Here is a 19,304-nt window from a genome sequence, read left to right as displayed (position 1 = left end):
TTGCCGCACGCGACGCAGTAGTAGCCCCGCTCCGGGACGAACGCCCCGCGGACGTGGGCCCAGCGGATCGTTACGTGGCTCACGACGTTGGGACGGCCGCACTGCGGACACCGCATCTCCATCTGCCGCGCGGTCACCTGTCCTCCACGACGAGTGGCGCCATTATAGCATCTCGGGCGATCGGGCCTCGCGCGCGGCGCGCAGCACCTCGCCGCCCGCCTGCGCGAGCAGCCGCGTCAGGTGCGTGTACGTGTAGCGAACGCCCCGCGCGATGAGCCCGGGAATCGCCTCCGGCGGCCCGGTCGAGCCCGCGGTCCGCCCGGCGGCGAGGATCGCGCGGAGGGTACCGTCGATCGCCGCGCGCACCTCGGGCACGTCCGTTCGCCCGGGATGGCCCATCGCCTGGGCGAGATCCGAGGGGCCCACGAAGAACACGTCGACGCCCGGTACTGCGAGAATCTCGGGAAGCGCCGCGAGCCCGTCGCGGTCTTCGATCTGCACGCAGACGAGCGTCTCCCGGTTGGACGCCTCCACGTAGTCGGCCGTCGACCCGCCGAAGCCGTAGCGGGCCGGCCGCGTGCCCGCGGCGAGGCCGCGGGTGCCGAGCGGATGGTACTTGACGGCCGCCACCGCGCGCCGCGCGTCGGCGGCGCTGCCGACATGCGGGACCTGCACGCCGAGCGCGCCCGCCTCGAGGACCGCGAGAATCGCCTCGGGGGTGTTCGCGGCCGGCCGGGCGATCGGCGTGCTCCCGGCCGCCTCCGCCGCCATGGCCATCAAGGCCACGGTTTCGGCGGTGAGGGTGCCGTGCTCGCAATCGATCAGCACCCAATCGAAGCCGAGCCGGCCCGCCATCTCGACGATCTGCGGCGACGGAATCATCACCGACAACCCGATCGCCGGCCGCCCCCCCAGAAGGGCGGCCTTCATGCGGTTCGCCATCACGATGGGATCGCCCCCGCCCGGGTTTAGCGCCGGTCGAGCGCCTCGCGGTTGACGACGTTCGGCGGCACCTCGCCGCGGACGCCGGCCAGGCAGTTCTCGACGGCCGTCCGCGCCATCTTGATCCGCGTCGCGATGCTGGCGCTGCCGAGATGCGGCGGCATGACGACGTTGTCGAGCTTGAGCAGCGGCTCGTCCATCGGCACCGGCTCGGTTTCGAAGACGTCGAGCCCGGCCGCCCAGATCTTGTTGTCGACGAGCGCCCGGTACAGCGCCCGCTGGTCGACGATGGGGCCGCGCGCGATGTTGACGAGCACGGCGGTCGGCTTCATCAGTCCCAGCTCCCGCTCGCCGATGAGGTGGCGGGTCTCCGCGTTGAGCGCCGCCGAGACGACGACGAAGTCCGACTCGCGCAGCAGCTCGTCGAGCGCCACGTGCCGCGCGCCGACGGCCCGCTCCTCGTCCTCCGGGACGCGATGACGGTTGCTGTAGAGCACCCGCATCCCGAACCCCGTCGACCGCCGCGCGAGGGCCCGGCCGATCCGGCCCATCCCCACGATGCCGAGCGTGGCGCCCCAGACGTCCTGGCCCGTAAACCCCATGATCTCCCACGTCTTCCAGCGGCCCGAGCGCGTGAACTTGTCGCCTTCGACGACGCGCCGCGCGGCTGCCATCAGAATCGCCCACCCCATGTCGGCCGTGGTCTCCGTCAACACCCCGGGGGTATTGGTGACGAAGATGCCCTTGCCCGTCGCCGCGGCCACGTCGATGTTGTCGTAGCCGACGGCGACCTGCGCGATCACCCGGCAGCGGGTCATGCGCTCGATCAGCTCGGCGTCCACCTTCTCGGTGATGAGACAGACGATGCCGTCGGCGTCCACGACTTCCCGCAGCAGGACGTCGCGCGCGACCGGCGTGTCGCCGCGGTCCCACCCGCGGACCTCGACCGGCGCCTGGCGCAGCACGCGGTCGGCCGGCTCCGGCAGGGGACGCGTCACGTAGATTCTCGGTGTGGCCATGGCCTCAACCTCCCTTGACTACAACAGCGCCCACGCGTCCGTGAAGACCCGCTTCGTCCCCGCGACGACCGTGGCGGTCGCCTCGCCGGGCAGCGGCTTGACCTCGAAGCTCAGGAACGGCCGTGCCCCCGCCCCGCCGAGGTAGCCGATCTCGAACAACACGCGCAGAAACTCGAGCACCTCCGGCGTGTCGTTCTCGCCGCCCTCGATGCCGAACCGCGGATGCACGTCGCCGTACGCGGGATGCGCACGGTCGCGCACTGCGCAGTTGCCGATGTGGGCGTGGACGAGATGGTCCCGCGCCGCCACCAGCGCGTCGCGGGTCCGTTCGCCGAGCAGCGGCAGATGGCTCAGGTCGAGCATCAGCCCGAACTCGGGCGCGGTCTCGCGCACCCGCTCGGAGATCGCAACGCACAGCGGGGTCGGCCCGGCGAGTGCTCGCTTCTCGATGGTCCGGTCGAAGGTCTCGAGTGCGATCCCGACGCCGCGGCCCCGCCCGTAGGCACAGATCTCGCGGAGGGACTCCACCAGCCGGTCGACGGCCCGGGCCAGGCCGGCGGGACCCGGATACGGTCCGCTCAACACGGCGACCCGGCGGGCGCCGAGGTCCACCGCCTGATCGATGCATCCCCGGACCAACGCCACGGCGCTCTGCCGCGCCTTCTCGTCGGCCGCGTTGAGATCAGACTTCGTCGTCAGCAACGCGGACTGCGCGCCGAACACCACGTCGAGATGCGCCTCCGCCAGCAGCACCGCCGCCTGCCGGCGCTGTTCCGCGTCGTGCACCCATCCCACCTCGACGGCTGTAAAGAACGGGTCCGACGCGAGCTCCCGCAGCGTCTCGACATACGGTCCGTCGCCCTTCATGACCGCCGGGTAGGCCATCGAGTGCACGATTCCCAGACGCAGATAGCGGCTCCATGGTTCCTGCATCACGTCACCTCCCGCGAATCCCCCGGGCCGGAGCGGGGCGTCTGGCCGTTGCCCGGCGCGCGGAGCGCCTCCACCGACCGCACCTCGGGGGCGGCCCGCGGGACGAGCCGCCGCAGCGCCCCGATCGTCTGCCAGGCGGCGTCGAGGACGCCCGGCGTCTGCAGAATTTCGGCCGACGCAAACCCGCCGTATCCCATTTCGCGCAGCGTCTGCACGACCGGCGCGAACGCGAGATGCCCCCATCCGGGCGCCCGCCGGTTGCTGTCGGCCATGTGAACGTGCCAGACGCGCGGCCCGCCCCGGCGCAGGGCGGCCGGGAGATCGGCCTCCTCGATGTTCATGTGAAAGGTATCCGGCAGCACGCCGACGTTGTCTTCCCCGAGACGGTTGAGGAGGTCGAGCACCTCGTCCACCGTGTTCAGCCAGTTGCTCTCGTACCGGTTGATCGGTTCGACGACGAGCCGCACGCCGGCCGTGCGGGCGGCCCGGGCGACCGTGCCGAGGCCCTGAACGACCCGCTCCTCCGCGACCGAACGATCGGTGCCGGCAGGAATCGGCCCGTGGATGAGCCCCACGATGAGGAGCGCCCCGAACCGCCGGGCGGCCGAGACCTGGCCCAGCAGCCGCGCAACGGCGCGAACGCGCACGTGTTCCTCGGGTGCGGTGAGACCCAGGCCTTCCTCTATGTAGGCCTGGCCCGTGCCGATGGCCGGCACGGCCACCCCCGCCCGCTCCGCGGCGGCCGCGAGCGGTTCGAGGTCGACCTGGGCCGGATCGCGGATCGCCAGCTCCACGCCGTCGAACCCGAGTCCGGCCAGCGCCGGGATGGTCTCGTAGACATCGGTCGACGCGACGGCCTGAAACTGTGTCGGGGACGCGGAAATCGCGTACGCGAGCTTCACGGGGGATAGCCGAGGCTGTAAATGCTCTTGCCGCCGGCCCGGGGGCCTTTGAGCACGGCCTCCAGTTCCGCGGGATCGCGTTCCGTCATCATCTCGATCGGCGGCAGCGTGCCGGGCGGGAACGTGCGGTGAACGTCCGTCACGAGGCGCTCCAGGTAATCGAGGAGCTGCTCCACCCCCGCGTACGCCTTCTCCGCGCGGGCGAGACTGCTCCGGCCGACGACGCCTTCGATGTACGCCTTGACCTCGATCGGTCCCGCGCCGACCTGACTGTACCAATTGATGGGACGGTTCAACAAATTGCCCGCCTTGTCCACGTGGTCCCCGGGCAGAAAGCCCTGCACGCGGTTGTCGGGCGCGTACCGCATGTCGATCAGATCAGGGAACAGCGCGAGCGACCAGGAGGTCTCGACCTCGTCGCCGTGGATGAACGGGGTCTCGTACGGTCCGCCTTCGCTCGTCAACCGGAAATGGTCCCGGATCGGATGGTACCAGTTGACCAGCAGCAGGAGGCTCGGCACGCGATACTTCTTGGCGAACTGGTGCATCGCGGTCGGGATCACGTACTCCTGGCCGTGGCCGTTCAAGAGAATCTGCTTGCGGAATCCGAGGTTCCAGAAGCCGGCGATCATCGCGCGGACGTAGCCGGCGAAGATCTCTTCCGGGACGACAATCGTGCCCTGCATCCCCAGGTGGTGATAGGGGTGCGAGCCGTACCAGACCGGCTGCGCGACCGTGCAGCCCGTGCGGGCCGCGACCTCCTCCGCCATCCGGCAGACGAGGAAGACGTCCTCGCCGAGCGGCGCGTGCGCGCCGTGGGTTTCCGTCGCGCCGAGCGGCACGATCAGGATGTCGTTCTTCTGGAGCCGTTCGTCGACTTCATGGCCGGTCATGTTCTGCAGGTAGATGCCGGTGCGCTTGTCCATGTGCCCGCCCGCCGGCGGGATCGTCCATTTGGCCACGCGTGACCTCCACGGAGATGCGTTTACCGCAAGACTTCGGGACGAACCCAGGGTTCCCTGGACGCGTCCCTCACGGGTCCGACGGCCGACTGCCCGCGAGCAGCGCGACCAGCGCGTCCGGATTGTCGGCGTTGAGCCAGTGTCCGCCGTCGACGCGATGGAGAACGACACGCCCTCCTGTCCGTCTGATCGCCTCGAGGCGCGCGGCGGATGATTCGCCGATGACGCTCGAGCGCGTCGCCGCTACGAAGTGCAGGTCGACGCCGGCGGGGGCGTGCTCGACCACATTCCAGAGGTCCGACCGGAAGAAGTCCCGCAGCAACTCCTCGAGCGCGGCGAAGTCGAGCCGCCAGCGATACCCGCCGCCCGCCCGGTCGAGGTTGGCGGCCATCCATTCCGCGACGCGGCGGTCGAACCCGAAGCGCCCGAGGGCCGCCACGAGCTCATCCCTCGAGCCAAACCGGCGCGGCAGGGCGTCGACCGCCCGCAGCATGTCCCAGGCGGCGCCCTGAGGTGCCGAGGCGGACGGATCGGCGTCGACGATCCACATCCCGCGCAGCTCGGGCGGACGGCGTTCGAGATACGTCAGCGCGACTTTGCCGCCGAAGGAATGTCCCAGCACCGCGCCCACCGGCGCATCCAACACCTCCCGGAGCCCGACGAGATCCGCCGCGCAACTCTCCAACGTGTGCGGCGGGGCCAGGCCCTGCGACGCGCCGTGCATCCGGAGGTCGACGAGGACGATGCCCCAATCGGGGCGCGCGGCCGCGAGCCGGCGGGCGACGGTGGCCCAATTGCGGCCGGCGCCGAAGATGCCGTGGAGCATCAGGAGCCAGGACCGCGGACGGGCGGCGGGATCCGCGACGAGGACGTGGTTGAGCACTGGACCCGCAGGGCGCGGGTTCAGGGCGAAACCCTGAACAACACCCCGAGGACGTACGTGGCGCCCCCCACGATCAGGCCGGCGGCGGTCATCTCCAGGCCGGACGACCACCAGCTGCGGAGCGTAAAGAGCGACTTCGCCGCCCCGACGAGAAAATGGGCCACGAGAGAAATCACCGCGGCCCACACCACCGCGGGGATGCCGTGGAGCCAGAAGAACGGCAGCACAGGAATGAACGCGCCGAGCCCGGTGCTCAACCCGGCGGCGATCCCGGCCTGCGTAGGATTCCCGCCTTCCCCCGTGCCGCCCAGTTCCTCGGTGACGAGGGTCCGGAGCATCGTCTCCGGCTGTTCGCCGAGCCGCTGGGCCAGCTCATCCGCCTCGCGTTCCGGCAGGCCCTTCAGCTGGTAGAACAGCGACAGCTCCTCGCGTTCTTCCGCGGGGTTTTCTTCGATCTCTCTCCGCTCGCCGGCAATGTTGGCCGCGGCCACTTCTGACGCGGACCGCTCGGCGAGGAAGGCGCCGACCGCCATGGACAGGGCCGAGGCGACCGCGCCCGCGAGCCCCGCGGTGAGCACGAAACTCGAGCCGCCGGTCGCGCCGGACACCCCGGCTACGATCCCAAAGACGGCGCCGAGCCCGTCGTTCGCGCCGTACACGGCGCCGGAGATCCAGCTGGCGCCGGTTTGATGCCACCGCTCGCGGCCCAGGATCCGCCGGAGGCGGCCCTCCGGCGTTTCCGCGCCGGCGACGGCGCCCGAGCGCATCTCGTCGGCGGCCAGCGAATGGGCGAGCTCGTCCTTTCGAATCTCACCGAACAGGCCGTCGGTCGCGGCGTCGCCGGTCGGCCGGCCGTAGAGGTCCGCGGCCTCATCGTTTTCGAGAGACTCCCGCCAGGCGAGGACTTTCTCCGTCGGCGCCAGCCGGATCTGGAGGCGCGTCCACAGCCGGAGGCGCACCGACGCGGGATCGGGGATCGCTACGCCGAGCTCCTTCAAACGGGCCTCGATACGCTCGCGATGCCCGCGTTCGCCGTCCGCCATCCGCCGGAGCACCGCCGCCCGCTTGGGATCGCGTTCCCGCGCCGCGAGCGCGTCGTAGGCGGCGCGGGCTTGGATCTCTCCCCGCCACGCGGACAGGAGACGGGCGACCGCCTCCTCGCGGTGGGCGCCGGACTCAGGCTGACTCATCCCCACCCTCCTACGCGAGCAACCGGGAGCGCCGGCGGTCGGCGTACACCTTGCCGCCGGCCTGGCACGCGGGACAGTAGTAGGTCTCCCGGTCCTCGTAGTAGATGACCGCGATGCGGGTGCCGCACCGCGGGCAGGACTCGCCGCCCCGACGATGCACCGCCAGGTGCGCCGGCGGCTCTTTCATCGGAAGCGCACCGGCGGCCGCGGCCCGGTGTGATGCGATGCCGCGCTCGAGCGTGGAGGTCACCGCTGCGTGGAGCCGCTCCACGTCGTCGCGCCCGAGGGCGGTCGTCATCGCCTGCGGGGAGAGGCGGGCCTCCCAGAGAATCTCGTCCGCGTAGGTGTTGCCGATCCCCGCGACGTACCGTTGAGTCACCAGAAACGCCTTGAGACGCATTCCGGCGGCGCCGAGCGCCCGCGCGAGCGCGTCGCGCGTCCACTCGGGGGACAAGGGCTCGAGACCGAGGCCGGCGAGCGGGGCCGCCGCGTCCAGGCGATCCGCGGGGTACACCCACAGGGCGGCGGCCTTCTTCGGGCCCATCTCGATCATGTGCAAATCCGGCCCCTGATCGAACGCGAGGACGAGCGCAAGGTCACGGACGGTGCGGCCGCCGCCGCGGGGGACCATGCGGAGCCGGCCGTTGCGCCTGAGGTGGATGACGGCCGCGAGGCCGCCGGAGAAATGCAGCACCAAGAGTTTGCCGCGCCGGCGCGCGCCCACGACCTGCCGTCCGCGAAGGTCCGCCACCGGTGGCGAGACGGTCTTGAGCACCGAGACGCCCCGGACGATCACGTCTTCGACGGTCCGGCCCGCGACAAGCGGCGCCAGGTTTTCCGCGACGATCGTGACAAACGGCAGCTCAGGCATCCGCGCGCACCGGACTGCGGCGGCCCGCGGACCGCATGCGGCCCAGGCCGGTCACGCCTCCGGCGGCCGCGCCGCGCGGACGACGGCGAGGTGATCGTCGACCGTGTCCGCGGCCGGCATGACGCGGACTACGACGTCGTCGACGACGCCGTCCCACGCCGCGAGCGCGTCGGCGACCCGCGCCGGCTCGTTGACCGCGATCGCGGTGTCGAGCGGAGCGGCGCCCATTCGGGCAAAATTCGCCGCGTACGCGGGAATGGTACCGTACCGAGCCGCCTCGCTCCGCAGCCGGTCGCGGGCGGAGGGACCGATCGCCACACGGACATACGCCAGGACGCGCGGCGCCGGACGTGGCGCCGCGGCGGCGCCTTCACGCACCCACTCCGCGGACCGGCGGGCGTGCGCGGGCGTCAACCAGTTGAGGAGCACGCCGTCGGCGAGTTCCCCGGCGAGCCGGCACATCTTCGGACCGAGGGCCGCCGCGATGACGCGACAGGACACGGCACCCCGGAGCTTGGCGATGCCTTCGCGCACGCGGCGCAGCGCGCCCGGGCCGGCGCCGCCGACGCCCAGCAGCAGGCGGTCGAGCGGCAGCGCGTTCGAGCGGACCCCGTCGATGATGCTCTCCGGCGGGCGGCTGTGGACCGGAATCACGCCGACGCCGAGGTCCGGTCGGCGCGTGTCCCGGGCGGCGAAGGCGAGCGCGGCCAAGCCGTCAATCGCCGGCGGGTGGTTCACCCAAAACGACCGATAACCCAGCGCCTCCGCCTCCCGGGCCGTGGCGCGCACCACATCCGCGCCGACACCGGCGAAGACCGCGATCCCCCGTCCCATCGGCCTGACCTCCCGGTCCTCACGACGTCAGTCGTGAAAGAACAGCCGCTCGATCACCACCCGCAGCCCTTCCTCTTCCGGGGGCGGGCAGGTCCAGGCCGCCGCGGCGATGACGTCCGGCGGACTCGTCTCCACCGCCACCCCGAGGCCCGCGGTCTGGATCATCGCCAAGTCGTTGTGCGCGTCCCCGACCGCCACGGTTTCGCCGACGGGGACGCCGACCGCCTCGGCCAGCACCGGCAGCGCCCGGCCCTTGTTGTTGCCGATGGGCAGAATCTCGAGATAGTCCTTCTGCGAGAAGACGCGGTTGACCGGCATCGGCAGCGCCCCGAGCGCCTCGTCGATGGCGCGCAGGTCCGGCGGCTCGCCGACGATCAGCATCTTGAGAGGATCTTCGTCCGGGGAGGCGTCGAGCAGCGCCTGAAAACTCGGCGTGTGCTGGATGACGAGCGGGCGATCCCGATGCGCGTACAAGGCGGTCTCGGGCGTGATCCGCTCCGCGTACACTTGACCGTGGAGGAACAGGAGCGGCGAAGTCTGAGGGAACCGCCGCAACACCGGCAGCACCGCGCGGGCCACGGCCTGCGGGAGCGCCGTCCGCCAGAGGACCCGGTCGTTCGTGAAGTCGTACACGAGGCCGCCGTTGTAGATGATGACCGGCGGATCGGCGCCGACGGCCTCGACGAACGGCTGCGTGGCCTGCCACGGCCGCCCGGTCGCGAGGCATACTTTTATCCCCCGCCCCTGCGCCCGGCGGATCGCGTCGATCACTCCCGGCCGGACGATCTTGTCCTCGGGGACCAGCGTGCCGTCGATATCGGTCACAAGGAGCCGGTAGCGGGAGGCGCTCAGATGCGGACCATCACTTTGCCGTCCTGACGCCTGCTCGCGCGCAGCACCGCGTCGCGGGCCTCGGCGAGCGGGAACCGGCTCGTGATGATCGGCCGGAGGTCGACGCGGCCGGACGCCATCAGGCGGATGACATTCTGAAACGTCCCGTAGCCGGAGTGGCCCTGCGCCCCGAAGACCTGGCCGGCGTGGGTCTGCAGGTGCTCCAGGTACATCGGCGCCCGCTCGGCCGCGCGACCGATAATCACGATCCGGCCGCCGATCGCAAGCGCCTGCTCCATCTCGGGCACGGTCCGCGTCGGCGCGCCGGCCGCTTCCACCAGCATGTCGGCCCCCCGGCCGCGGCTCGCCTGGAGGATGACCTCATGCGGACTCGAGCCGGCGCGCTCCACCTCGACGGGGCTGTGCACCTCGTCCGCGCCCACCTGCCGCGCGAGCGCCTGCCGCATCGGACTGACTTCGAACGCGACGACGTGGCTCGCGCCGGCGGCGCGGGCCAGCGCGATCGCCGCGAACCCGATCGGACCGGTGCCGAACACGGCGACGATGCCGCCCGGCCGGAATCCCCCACCCCGGACGAACATCCCGTTGTACGCGACGCTCGTCGGCTCGCACAGCGCCCCGGCTTCCGAGGCGGCGTCCTCGCTGCCGTACGCTTCCGCGAGCGCGCCGAGGGACCAGCAGTACTTCGCGCCGACCACCAGTTGATCGGCCATCGCGCCGTTGATCGTGAAGCCGATCTCCTCGAGATTTTCGCACTGGTTGGGCCACCCGTTGCGGCAGGGGATGCAGTGGCCGCACCAGATCATCTCCTCCACGGTGACGAGGTCGCCGGCGCGCAGATCCGTCACCTCGGCGCCGACTTCGACGACCTGGCCGCTCGTCTCGTGCCCGATGACGACGGGGAACTTTGTCAGCCCGGGATAGAGGATGTAGCCGTCCCGGTCGGTTTCGAGAAAGTGGACGTCGGACCCGCAGACTCCGCACGCCCGCGGCCGCAGGCGCACGTCCTGCGGGCCCAGCGGCGGCTCCGCGACGTCGACCAGTCCAAGCGAGGGATGCCGCCACACGCTCGATCCGGTAACGGCCTTGCCGGTCCGCTCCTCGAACTCGGACACGCGATAGTCGGGGCGGGGGGCCCACTCAGCCGCAAACTGCAGTCCCTTCACCGGACACCCTCCTCGGCCCGCGGCGCGGACACCGCGCGTGCACGAAAGATCACCATGGGAGCAGGCCGGTAAGCCGGGTTCTGTCGAGGGCGGCCATCTCTCTAGGACGCCGGTTGCCCGGCGCCTCCAGCAGTCTACCCGGGGATCGGCGGGCCGCCTCATCTCCCCCTACGTGACCTTGCTCCGGGTGGGGTTTGCCGAGCCGGCCGGTCACCCGGCCGCTGGTGCGCTCTTACCGCACCCTTGCACCCTTACCACCGCGCCGATCGAGCCGCGCGGCGGCGGTATGTTTCTGTGGCACTGTCCTCGGGGTCGCCCCCACTGGGCGTTACCCAGCACCCTGCCCTATGGAGCCCGGACTTTCCTCGGACGATACTCCGCCCGCGGCCGCCTGGCCTGCTCCCGGCCCACATGGTAACACGCTGCGGCTGGACGTTCAACCAACGAAGAGACCACGCGCCGGTTTGGCGCGTGGCCACGACCGGGACGCTGGTTATTTCCCCTGCAGTTTCTTCTTGATTTCTTGAAGGCGCCCTCGCTGCTCGGGAGTCAACGTATTCTTAATGCGGACCAGCAAGGTAATTTGAGCCCGTTTGATCTCGCGCTCGAGACCCAGCACCCTGTCGAGTTGCGCCTGAACCCTTTGCTCATCGACGCGGTCCTGCTTCAGGAGAGAGGCCATCGTCTCCATCTCACCCTGGAGCCGCCACTGCAACTCAGGAAACTGGGATTGCGCTTTGTGGATCTCTGCAATGATGAAGCTCTTTTGATCGTCGGTGAGCCGGATCGCCTGCTGATTTTGCATCACCAACTCCGGGGCGAAAAGGGCGTCACCGATCGGGTCGGGGGATTGTTGCCCCCAAAGAGGGGTCGCAACGAAGAAGAGCAGCGCAAGGCAGGACGCCACAACTTTCGATCGATTTGTCATCTTGAGCCTCCGCTCCCTTTCTCTGGTGTAACGAGTTTGATCTCTACCAAAGGCTCGTCGAGGCGTGGGACCGTTTTCAGCAGCGGGTCATCGAGAGATTTCAGTAGAGGCGCTGTAGGTGACTGCCACCCGGAGACAATATTCAGTTCCGGCGGCCTCGTGGGGTGCATGAAGAAGAACCCGAACACGCCAAGCAGACCAAGCGCGGCGGCGGCAGTAACTCGAGCGAGGCGCCGAGATCGGGAAGGCTTTCGCATGCGAGCCAACGCGCCTTCGCAGCTCCTGGAGAAGGGTGGTGCGATGCGCTCGTCCCGCCGCTTGAGCGCGTGGAAGAGTTCTCTCATTTCCCTTTCGTGCCGGTCGTCATTCATCCAAGATCTTGGATTCCTCCAACCACTGGCGGAGTCGTTTCTTGCCCCGGTCGTAATGCGTACGCGCGGAGCCGATTGAGATCCCCATCACATCCGCGGCTTCCTGCAGGCTAAAGCCATGATAGAAGACCAACTGCAAAACCTCTCGCTGCCGTTTCGGAAGCGCGGCAAGGGTGCTCCGCAACAGTGCGCGGATTTGCGACTGATGGGCCGCTTCGTCAAGATCTCCTTCCACGACGTGGTCGGTGTTCTTCCGACATTTGATCCACAGCAGCCTGCGCAGGATGGTGCGCCGGCGCTCTTCGACGGCCGTGTTGCGAATCACCGAAAAGAGCCACGTCTTGAACGTCGCCCTTCCATCGTATCTCGCCTTCCCGTCCAAAACTTTCAGGTAAACGGTCTGGAGCACGTCTTCGGCCTCTCGAAGATCATGCGAACAACAGCTGAGCGCCCACCCGTAGTTCTCACGATGGCTCCGCTCCAGGAGGGCCCGCAGCCCCCAAATATCCATTTACGGTCCTGTCGGATTCATTTGTCGACACATTAGTCGTCTCGCCCGGTCAATTGTATGACAGGGTCATCCTCGAAGTTTCTGGCGCGTGGTCAAATCGGAAATGCGGCGCCTGGGCCGCCTCGCCACTGGCGGTCCGGCCGCACTACCGGGAATCCGACTTAGCGCGGCGCGTCCAGCGCGCGATTGGCGAGCCCGTCCGCGGCCGCGTTCCGTGCCCTGGGAACGTGAAAGACGTGCACGCGGCTGAACCGGCGCATGCGGGCGAGCGCCTCCCGATGCAGCGGCGCCAGGGTTTCGTTGCGCACCTTGTACTCCCCGAGAATCTGCCGCACGAGCAGCTCGCTGTCGCTCTGCACGTGAACGGTGGACGCGCCCAACGCGGCCGCTTCGTCGAGGCCCCGCAGGAGAGCCTTGTACTCGGCCACGTTGTTGGTCGCGACGCCGATGCGCTCGGCGATCGTCTTGAGCGGCTCGCCGCCGGCCAGCACGAGAACGCCGATCGACGCGTGCCCCGGGTTGCCCCGCGAGGCGCCGTCGATGCAGATCGTCACGTCGGACGCCGCGGCGGGGACGTGCCCGGGTGCAGACGGCCGCCCCGTCTTCCGGCCGGCGGGGCGCCGGCGCGATCCCCCCGTCACCGCGCGCCGTCGGGCAGATACAAGATCCGGTGGCAGCGTTCGCAGGTCACCACGTCGCCGCCGCGCACGCGGGAGACGAACCGGGCCGGCACGTCGTTGTGGCAGCCACCGCAGAATCCGCCGACGATCGCCACCATCCCCACGCCGCCCTCCTGCGCCGCGATGCCGTCGTACTTCTTGAGCAGCCGGGGCTCGACGGCGGCGGCGAGCCTGGCCCGCTCGGCCTCCCGGGACCCGATCTCCGCCTCGAGCCGCCCGCGCTCACGGTCGTACACGGCGAGGTGCGCGGCGAGACGCTCTTCGAGCGCCCGTGCCTCCGCCTGCCGCGCCGCCAAATCGCCCTTGAGCCTCTCGACCTCGTCGAACAGCGCGAGAATTCGATCCTCCAGGTGATCGCGGGTCCGCGCGAGGATCGCGAGCTCCTCTTCGAGTCCGGCGAGCTCCTTGGGGTTCGAGACGCGGCCTCCGTAGAGGTCGCCGGACGCCTTCTTCTGCTTCGTCTCCGCCGTGGCCAGCTGCAGTTCGTGGTCGCGGAGCGTCGCGTGCGCGGCATGCAGCCGCGCGGCGGCGTCGTCTGCCGCCTGCCGGGCGGAGGCGGCCTCCGCCCGCAGCGCCGTACCGTCGTCCAGGGCGGCCCGCTCCGCGCGCAAGGCCGCCAGGCGCGCATCGACCTGCTGCACGGCCCACAGCGCGGCCAGGGCCGCCGTCCCGTCCGACGCCTCGACGGGCGGCCCCGACGGCGGTTCGGCGGCGCTCATCGCAGCGTCACCAGATAGATGCCGTGCCGGCCGTCGTCCGTCTCCGCGACGAACGCCGCCGCGCCGCGGCCGTTCACCACCGGCTGGCTGAAGGCGGCGAACCGGCCGCCGCCCGGCGCCGGATCTCCGGCCCGGGCGATCACCGCCACGCCCGACCGGCGGGCGAGGTAGATGCGGTGAGGAAACACGTCCGGAACACCCGGCTCAAAGATGACATCCTCCGCATTGTCCATCGCCGCGTTGACAAACGTGGTGAGCGACACGCCGGCCACCGTCTCGCCCTGCCGTGCGAGGGTCACCAGCACCGCGCGCCCGGTCGCGTACAGCGCCTCGCGGACCGCACTGTGCGCCGTGCGCCCGACGAACCCCACCGTGCCGGTGCTCGTGAGAGTCACGAACCCGAATTCGGTGAACGGACCGCCGACGGGCGCCGAGTCGTCCGTCGTCACGACGGGGACGACGCGGCCCTCGCTGAGCACGTACACGCCCTGCGTCGCGCGGTTGGTGGTCGCGGCGACGAACGCGATCTGGCCGCGGTCGTTCTCCGCCGGGGTGCCGTCCAAAAAGAACTGAAACAACCCGCCCGTCGGCGCGGGCTGCCCGCCCATCACGGCGGCGCTCGTCGTGCCTTCGATGTTCGTGAAGATTCCTTCCTGCCCCGTCCCGTTCGTGCGGCCGACGAATGCGATCACGTCGCGCCCGTTGATCGTGGGATTGGCGAAGTCGGTGAAGACGCCGCCGGTCGGGGCCGGCTGCCCTGTCGCCGCGATCGACGCCACCGTCCCGCTGCGCGCGGCGTAGAGGCCGAGCCGGGCATTCCGGTCGGTCGTCCGCCCCAGGAAGATCACGGTGCCGCGGTTATTCAGCACCACATCGCTGAACGTGGAGAACGTCCCGCCGGTCGCGGCCGCCCGGCCGGCCGCGACCAACGGGGACACGCGGCCGTCATGTCGCAGGTACAGCGCCTGCGCGGCCCGCCGCGCGCTCGTTTGTCCCCCGAAGGCGATGTCGCCGCGGTCGTTGAGCGCCGGATCGGACAGGACCGTGAACGTGCCGGCGCCGGGGGCCCGGTCGCCGGTCCGCACCAGGAGGCGGATACCGGCAACGGGACCCGGCACGGCTCCGCTCTGCGGCGCGGCCGCGGCGAGCACGGCGGCTCCGAGCACGACGAGCACGGCCGCGGGGAAACGTCGCATCGTTCCTCTATTCTATCCTAAGCTGAAGGTCCGCGCGGCGCCCGACGCCCGGGACGGCGCGATCCCCCGCGCCCGCGGCGAGAAGAGCGGGGACGGAGTTAGACGCGGACGAAGATGCGGGCGCGATACAGCGGCAACAGCACGAGCCACCAGAGGGCGGCGTAGATGCCGGTATAGACCCACAGCGTCGGCACGGTCCCCAGGCGCGCGAGGAGCGACGAGATGATCGCACTCTCGAGCGTGACGAACGCGCCGGCCGCCGTCCGCGCGTGCCAGGCGTCGAGGATCAGCACCTTGAACAGGACCGGCACCACGTAGGCGACGATCGCGTTCGCGCCGAGCACCGCGAGCGGGGCGGCGATCACGCGCCACCCCGCCACGTCGGCCAGGACGTAGAACAGCATCAGCAGGACCAGCCCGAGCCCGCCGGCGAGCAACGCGTAGGACGGGGTCCACAACGGCTTGCTGAGCGGGAGCACGGTGCCCCACGCCGACCCGCCCGCGGCGAGGACCAGGCCGCCCAGCCCGACCACGGCCACCGCGACCGCGGCCGGGATCTCCCGCCGGACACCCCGGCGGAGGACTTCGCCTGCCGCGCTCCCGATCAAGGCGAGCGCGGACGCCGGCGCGACCGACACCAGCCCCGCCAGATGGTAGTGCGTGAGATAGGTGTCGTTCAGATACTGGATGATGTTATGGCCCTGTTGGAGGACCCCGGGCGCCGACCCGGGCACGGGCACCAGGATCAGCAGGGCTGCGTGCGCGGCCAGCAGCGTGCCTGCGACCGCGAGTCGCGCCGCGATCGCGAGCCCGCCGAGGGCCGCCGCCACGAGATACGACAGTCCGAGCAGTTGCAGCACGTCGATGTTGAACGTCAGTTGGCGTGCCTCCAGGGAATTGAGCAGCACGCCGAACGTCACGAGCAGCGCGGCCCGGCGGACGATCCGCCAGAGGCGGAGCCACGCGCTTCCTCGAACGGCATGCCCCTGGGGCACGGCGATGCCCATCGCGAGCACAAACCACGGCAGGATCATGTCGGTGAACGTCACGCCCTGCCCCCAGGGCGCATGCATGAGCTGCCGGGGCGTCGCGGGGGTCCACGGCACGTTGTTGACGACAAGCATCCCGGCGATCACGGCGCCGCGGAACGCATCCAGAGAGAGGAGCCGGCGGGTCTTTGCATCGGGCATGCGCGTCGTCCCCCTGCTGCAATCCAACCCCAATCCGCTTCCATTATCCCCGCGTCGTGTGAAGGCGCCGTGAAGGGCGGCGGGGCCGTCCAGGGCCGCCTGTTGGTGGAAGCGCCGGCGCGCCGGCATCGTTCTCCGAAGCGAACCGATCAGTCTCGGACGGGAGGGTCACGCCACGTCAATCGTCGACGCCCACCTTCACCTCGCCACCGCTTCGATGTTCCATCGGCTGCGCGCCCGGCCGTGGGCGCTGCGGCCGCGGGCACGGGAGGCGCTCATGGGTGATGCGGGCCGCATCGCGCAGCGATTTGCCAAACTGGAGGGCATCACGCTTGCCGTCCACGCCGCGCGCTGGAAGGAAGCGTTCGACCGCGCCGGCGTGGCGACGGGCGTGTTCATCGCCATCGGCGAAGGCAACGAGGAACTGGCGGAGTTCGTGCGGCTGGCGCCGGACCGGTTCCAGGCCTGGGGCAGCGTGGCCGACCCGACCGCGGCGGACGCGGCCGGCGTGGTCCGCCGGTTCCGCGCGTGGGGGCTGCGGGGCCTCAAGCTGTATCCGCCGGTGCAGCGCTTCCAGGCCAACGACCGCGCGGTCTACCCGGTCTACGAGGCCGCCGCCGAGCAGGGACTCCCCGTCCTCTACCACTTCGGCATCACGGTGGCGCCGATCTACGATCTGGCCTACGCGAATCCGCTGCCGCTCTCGAGTGTCGCGCGGGACTTTCCGGAGATTACCTTCGGGATTGCGCACTGCGGCGCGGGCTTCCTGCGGGAAGCCCTGTTTCTCGCCTATCACACCGAAAACATCTGGACGGATACCTCCGGCACCAACAACTGGCGCGAGTTCACCCCGGGCGCGCCCGGACTCGATCAGGTCTTCCGCGACCTGCTGCGCGCGTACGGACCACGCCGCATCCTGTTCGGAACGGATTCCACCGCGTCCGACGAGTACCGCGAGGGGATCCTACGAGAACAGCGGCAGCTGTTCGAGGGCTTGGAGGTCTCCGACGCCGACCGGGCCGCCATCTTCGGCGGCAACGCCCGCCGCCTGCTGGGCCTGCCCGAGACTACCGCGCGAGCGTGAGGCGGGCCAGCGCCGCTCTGACGGACCCCGGCCCGAACGGCTCCCGGTGGCCCAGCACGACGTTGACCAGCGCCATCCTGAAGTCGTCGCGGTGGGAAGCCGCGCGCACGAGACGGTTGAGCACCGCCGGACGGCCGGAGACGTCGCGCAGCACCCGGCAGACCGCGAAGAGCCGCTCGAACCGGCGGCGCAGCGTGCGCTCGTACGCCGCACCGGCGGCGGCGAAGGCACCGGGCGATCGGTCGCCGTTCATGAGAAACGCCGCGGCGTGATCCGCGGCGATGCGTCCCGACTCGAGCGCATAGTCGATCCCCTCGCCGGTCAGCGGATTCACCAGGCCGGCCGCCTCACCGGCGAAGAGCACGCCGTCCGCCCACACCGCCGACGCGGGAAAGTCCACGCGGAGCGGGTAGCTCCGGATCGCCTCGACGGGACGGCTTCGGTCGAGACGGTCCGGCGCTTCCACCGTCTCTAAGAAACGCTCGCAGGCCTCGCGGGCGGACGATGCCCCTCGAGCATGCCGGCGCCGCGCGGCAAAGCCCACGCCGGCGTTCGCGGACGACGCCGTGACCGGGAAGATCCACCCGTACCCGGGGAGCGGAACGCCGGCGAATCGGATCTCAACGCGGGGGGCGTGCCGGGCGACGTACGTCCGCGCCGCCAGCATCATCGCCGGAAGGCGGGGCACGGCCCCGAGCCCGCGCGGCAGCACCAGCGACGCGCCGGTCGCCACGATCGCCATGCGCGCGCGATACGTCGCGGGGCGGCCGCCGCGCGCCGCGCGGAGCGTGACGCCGCCGTCGCCGCGGACGATGCCGTCCACCCGCACCCCGCCGTCGAACGACGCCCCGGCCTCGACCGCGCGCCGCCGAATTGCGTCGTCGAGGTGGACACGGGGAACGACCGCCATGCCCGGCGCGGGCACGGCCGCCGTCACCGCGGCACCGTCCGGTGCCACGACGTCGACGCGGGCGATCGGCTCCGCGGCGTACCGCAGCCGGTCGAACACCCCCATCTCGCGCAGGGCGGCCACGGCCCGCGGGGTCAGTCCGTCCCCGCACGTCTTCTCCCGCGGGAACTGCGCCTTGTCGAGCAGCAGGACGCACAGTCCGCGCGCGGCGAGTGCCACGGCCGCGCTCGACCCGGCCGGACCGGCGCCGACGACGACCGCGTCGTGGGTCCCGGCGGTCACCCGCGGTCCGCCGGCTTTGACGCGGTCACCGAGAACATTAATGGAAGGACGACGGTGCCTTCCGGAAACTGCCACAACCCGTCCGGGCGCGTCTCCATCCACGGGAACATCGCCCAGCCGGCGTACGGGTACTCGTCGAAGGACTCGAGGCGCAGGCCCGCGCGAAGCAGGGCTCCCAGGACCTCGGAGAGCGGATGGACCCACTGGTAGGTGACGCTGTCGAACGGCCCGTCCGGGGCCGCGTACGATCCCCGCCGCTCGCAGCGCAACGGCGCATCCCCGGGAAAGTACGGGAACGAGATCCGCAGCTCACGATCCGCCCGGGTGTCGTCGAACAGGAGCGGCAGCGGGTGGCCTTCGATGAGGCAGAAGCGACCGCCCGGACGCAGGAAGTGTGCGATCATCCGCCCCCAGCGGTCGAGATCGGGCAGCCAGCTGAGCACCCCGTGGGACGTGAAGACGACGTCGAACTCGCCCGGCAGCCGATCCGGCAGATCGTAGACGTCGCACTGCACGAATGTGGCCGGCACGCCGATCTCCGCCGCGAGCGCGCGCGCCGTTCCGATCGCCTCTCCCGAAAAATCCGCGCCGGTCACCGCCGCGCCGCGCCGGGCCCAGGTCAGTGTGTCCAGCCCGAAACGACACTGCAGGTGGAGCAGCGACTTGCCGGCGACGTCGCCGACGAGCCGCGTCTCGAGCGCGTCGAGCCCGCGCCGGCCCGCGCGCTGCCCCGCCCTGAACCCTTCGACGTCATAAAATGGCGACGCCACGTGATGGCGCGCCCAGACGTCCCACATGGCCTGGTTGGCGCGGAGATGGGGGTTCACGCGCTCAGTATACCGGAGTGGAGATCGCCCCGGCCGAAGCGTATGATGCTCG

The 19,304-nt window shown here is 70.6% G+C and carries 20 protein-coding genes and 1 other RNA gene; 1 reads left to right on the top strand and 20 read right to left on the bottom strand.

Annotated features, from left to right (window positions below; translation table 11 throughout):
* Positions 1 to 162 precede the first annotated feature (162 nt).
* From VGZ23_03115 to VGZ23_03030, 18 genes are all read right to left on the bottom strand, one after another.
* Complete coding sequence (locus VGZ23_03115; protein HEV2356585.1) at positions 163 to 930, bottom strand: aldolase/citrate lyase family protein; 768 nt, start codon at positions 928 to 930, stop codon at positions 163 to 165.
* Between the two features lie 38 nt (positions 931 to 968).
* The gene (locus VGZ23_03110; protein HEV2356584.1) at positions 969 to 1,961 is read right to left on the bottom strand and encodes a D-glycerate dehydrogenase; all 993 of its coding nucleotides are present in this window, start codon (positions 1,959 to 1,961) and stop codon (positions 969 to 971) included.
* A gap of 18 nt (positions 1,962 to 1,979) precedes the next feature.
* Positions 1,980 to 2,894 (bottom strand): TIM barrel protein, encoded by a 915-nt coding sequence (locus tag VGZ23_03105; GenBank protein HEV2356583.1) that lies wholly within the window; start codon positions 2,892 to 2,894, stop codon positions 1,980 to 1,982.
* On the bottom strand, positions 2,894 to 3,796 hold the full coding sequence (locus tag VGZ23_03100; protein ID HEV2356582.1) for a sugar phosphate isomerase/epimerase family protein: 903 nt from the start codon (positions 3,794 to 3,796) through the stop codon (positions 2,894 to 2,896). Before VGZ23_03100 ends, VGZ23_03105 begins: the two co-directional genes overlap by 1 nt.
* Positions 3,793 to 4,758 carry a 3-dehydro-scyllo-inosose hydrolase gene (gene iolN / locus VGZ23_03095; GenBank protein ID HEV2356581.1) on the bottom strand — a complete coding sequence of 322 codons (966 nt, stop codon included), beginning with the start codon at positions 4,756 to 4,758 and terminating at the stop codon, positions 3,793 to 3,795. The genes VGZ23_03100 and iolN overlap by 4 nt, the downstream gene beginning before the upstream one ends.
* A gap of 70 nt (positions 4,759 to 4,828) precedes the next feature.
* Positions 4,829 to 5,641, bottom strand: a complete 813-nt coding sequence (locus VGZ23_03090) for an alpha/beta hydrolase (GenBank protein HEV2356580.1) — start codon at positions 5,639 to 5,641, stop codon at positions 4,829 to 4,831.
* 20 nt (positions 5,642 to 5,661) lie between these two features.
* Complete coding sequence (locus VGZ23_03085; GenBank protein ID HEV2356579.1) at positions 5,662 to 6,831, bottom strand: VIT1/CCC1 transporter family protein; 1,170 nt, start codon at positions 6,829 to 6,831, stop codon at positions 5,662 to 5,664.
* Positions 6,832 to 6,841: 10 nt separating this feature from the next.
* A complete protein-coding gene (locus VGZ23_03080) occupies positions 6,842 to 7,702 on the bottom strand; it encodes a DNA-formamidopyrimidine glycosylase family protein (GenBank protein ID HEV2356578.1) in 861 nt (286 codons plus the stop codon).
* 51 nt (positions 7,703 to 7,753) lie between these two features.
* Positions 7,754 to 8,536 carry an LLM class flavin-dependent oxidoreductase gene (locus VGZ23_03075; protein HEV2356577.1) on the bottom strand — a complete coding sequence of 261 codons (783 nt, stop codon included), beginning with the start codon at positions 8,534 to 8,536 and terminating at the stop codon, positions 7,754 to 7,756.
* 27 nt (positions 8,537 to 8,563) lie between these two features.
* Complete coding sequence (locus VGZ23_03070) at positions 8,564 to 9,361, bottom strand: Cof-type HAD-IIB family hydrolase (protein HEV2356576.1); 798 nt, start codon at positions 9,359 to 9,361, stop codon at positions 8,564 to 8,566.
* A gap of 23 nt (positions 9,362 to 9,384) precedes the next feature.
* Entirely contained in the window at positions 9,385 to 10,554 is a 1,170-nt protein-coding gene (gene iolM, locus VGZ23_03065) for a scyllo-inosose 3-dehydrogenase (protein ID HEV2356575.1), read from the bottom strand.
* Positions 10,555 to 10,607: 53 nt separating this feature from the next.
* Positions 10,608 to 10,957: RNase P RNA component class A (rnpB, locus tag VGZ23_03060), an RNA gene on the bottom strand.
* A gap of 90 nt (positions 10,958 to 11,047) precedes the next feature.
* Positions 11,048 to 11,482, bottom strand: a complete 435-nt coding sequence (locus VGZ23_03055) for a periplasmic heavy metal sensor (protein ID HEV2356574.1) — start codon at positions 11,480 to 11,482, stop codon at positions 11,048 to 11,050.
* Positions 11,483 to 11,845: 363 nt separating this feature from the next.
* The gene (locus VGZ23_03050) at positions 11,846 to 12,364 is read right to left on the bottom strand and encodes an RNA polymerase sigma factor (protein HEV2356573.1); all 519 of its coding nucleotides are present in this window, start codon (positions 12,362 to 12,364) and stop codon (positions 11,846 to 11,848) included.
* Between the two features lie 161 nt (positions 12,365 to 12,525).
* Positions 12,526 to 13,005 carry a ribonuclease HI family protein gene (locus VGZ23_03045; GenBank protein HEV2356572.1) on the bottom strand — a complete coding sequence of 160 codons (480 nt, stop codon included), beginning with the start codon at positions 13,003 to 13,005 and terminating at the stop codon, positions 12,526 to 12,528.
* Positions 13,002 to 13,763 (bottom strand): C4-type zinc ribbon domain-containing protein, encoded by a 762-nt coding sequence (locus tag VGZ23_03040; GenBank protein ID HEV2356571.1) that lies wholly within the window; start codon positions 13,761 to 13,763, stop codon positions 13,002 to 13,004. Before VGZ23_03040 ends, VGZ23_03045 begins: the two co-directional genes overlap by 4 nt.
* Positions 13,760 to 14,959 (bottom strand): choice-of-anchor tandem repeat NxxGxxAF-containing protein, encoded by a 1,200-nt coding sequence (locus VGZ23_03035; GenBank protein HEV2356570.1) that lies wholly within the window; start codon positions 14,957 to 14,959, stop codon positions 13,760 to 13,762. Before VGZ23_03035 ends, VGZ23_03040 begins: the two co-directional genes overlap by 4 nt.
* 98 nt (positions 14,960 to 15,057) lie before the next feature.
* A complete protein-coding gene (locus VGZ23_03030) occupies positions 15,058 to 16,149 on the bottom strand; it encodes a DUF5009 domain-containing protein (protein ID HEV2356569.1) in 1,092 nt (363 codons plus the stop codon).
* A gap of 127 nt (positions 16,150 to 16,276) precedes the next feature.
* Here VGZ23_03030 and VGZ23_03025 point away from each other — a divergent pair, with 127 nt between their 5' ends.
* Entirely contained in the window at positions 16,277 to 17,233 is a 957-nt protein-coding gene (locus VGZ23_03025; GenBank protein ID HEV2356568.1) for an amidohydrolase family protein, read from the top strand.
* On the opposite strand, the gene VGZ23_03020 is transcribed toward VGZ23_03025, so the two are convergent.
* Complete coding sequence (locus tag VGZ23_03020) at positions 17,217 to 18,425, bottom strand: geranylgeranyl reductase family protein (protein HEV2356567.1); 1,209 nt, start codon at positions 18,423 to 18,425, stop codon at positions 17,217 to 17,219. The two genes, VGZ23_03025 and VGZ23_03020, sit on opposite strands and share 17 nt — an antisense overlap.
* Complete coding sequence (locus tag VGZ23_03015) at positions 18,422 to 19,252, bottom strand: class I SAM-dependent methyltransferase (GenBank protein ID HEV2356566.1); 831 nt, start codon at positions 19,250 to 19,252, stop codon at positions 18,422 to 18,424. Before VGZ23_03015 ends, VGZ23_03020 begins: the two co-directional genes overlap by 4 nt.
* Positions 19,253 to 19,304 lie beyond the last annotated feature (52 nt).

This window comes from bacterium (assembly GCA_035945995.1).
In the GTDB taxonomy this organism is placed as follows: Bacteria; Sysuimicrobiota; Sysuimicrobiia; order Sysuimicrobiales; family Segetimicrobiaceae; genus DASSJF01.
Note: the sequence above shows the minus strand (reverse complement) of the source record. Positions and strands in the feature narration are given on the sequence as shown.

Excerpts from the sequence above, each read along its gene's own strand:
- VGZ23_03115 (HEV2356585.1), bottom strand. The coding sequence starts at position 930 with ATGAAGGCCGCCCTTCTGGGGGGGCGGCCGGCGATCGGGTTGTCGGTG.
- VGZ23_03110 (HEV2356584.1), bottom strand. The coding sequence starts at position 1,961 with ATGGCCACACCGAGAATCTACGTGACGCGTCCCCTGCCGGAGCCGGCC.
- VGZ23_03105 (HEV2356583.1), bottom strand. The coding sequence starts at position 2,894 with ATGCAGGAACCATGGAGCCGCTATCTGCGTCTGGGAATCGTGCACTCG.
- VGZ23_03085 (HEV2356579.1), bottom strand. The coding sequence starts at position 6,831 with ATGAGTCAGCCTGAGTCCGGCGCCCACCGCGAGGAGGCGGTCGCCCGT.
- VGZ23_03080 (HEV2356578.1), bottom strand. The coding sequence starts at position 7,702 with ATGCCTGAGCTGCCGTTTGTCACGATCGTCGCGGAAAACCTGGCGCCG.
- VGZ23_03075 (HEV2356577.1), bottom strand. The coding sequence starts at position 8,536 with ATGGGACGGGGGATCGCGGTCTTCGCCGGTGTCGGCGCGGATGTGGTG.
- VGZ23_03055 (HEV2356574.1), bottom strand. The coding sequence starts at position 11,482 with ATGACAAATCGATCGAAAGTTGTGGCGTCCTGCCTTGCGCTGCTCTTC.
- VGZ23_03050 (HEV2356573.1), bottom strand. The coding sequence starts at position 12,364 with ATGGATATTTGGGGGCTGCGGGCCCTCCTGGAGCGGAGCCATCGTGAG.
- VGZ23_03040 (HEV2356571.1), bottom strand. The coding sequence starts at position 13,763 with ATGAGCGCCGCCGAACCGCCGTCGGGGCCGCCCGTCGAGGCGTCGGAC.
- VGZ23_03035 (HEV2356570.1), bottom strand. The coding sequence starts at position 14,959 with ATGCGACGTTTCCCCGCGGCCGTGCTCGTCGTGCTCGGAGCCGCCGTG.
- VGZ23_03030 (HEV2356569.1), bottom strand. The coding sequence starts at position 16,149 with ATGCCCGATGCAAAGACCCGCCGGCTCCTCTCTCTGGATGCGTTCCGC.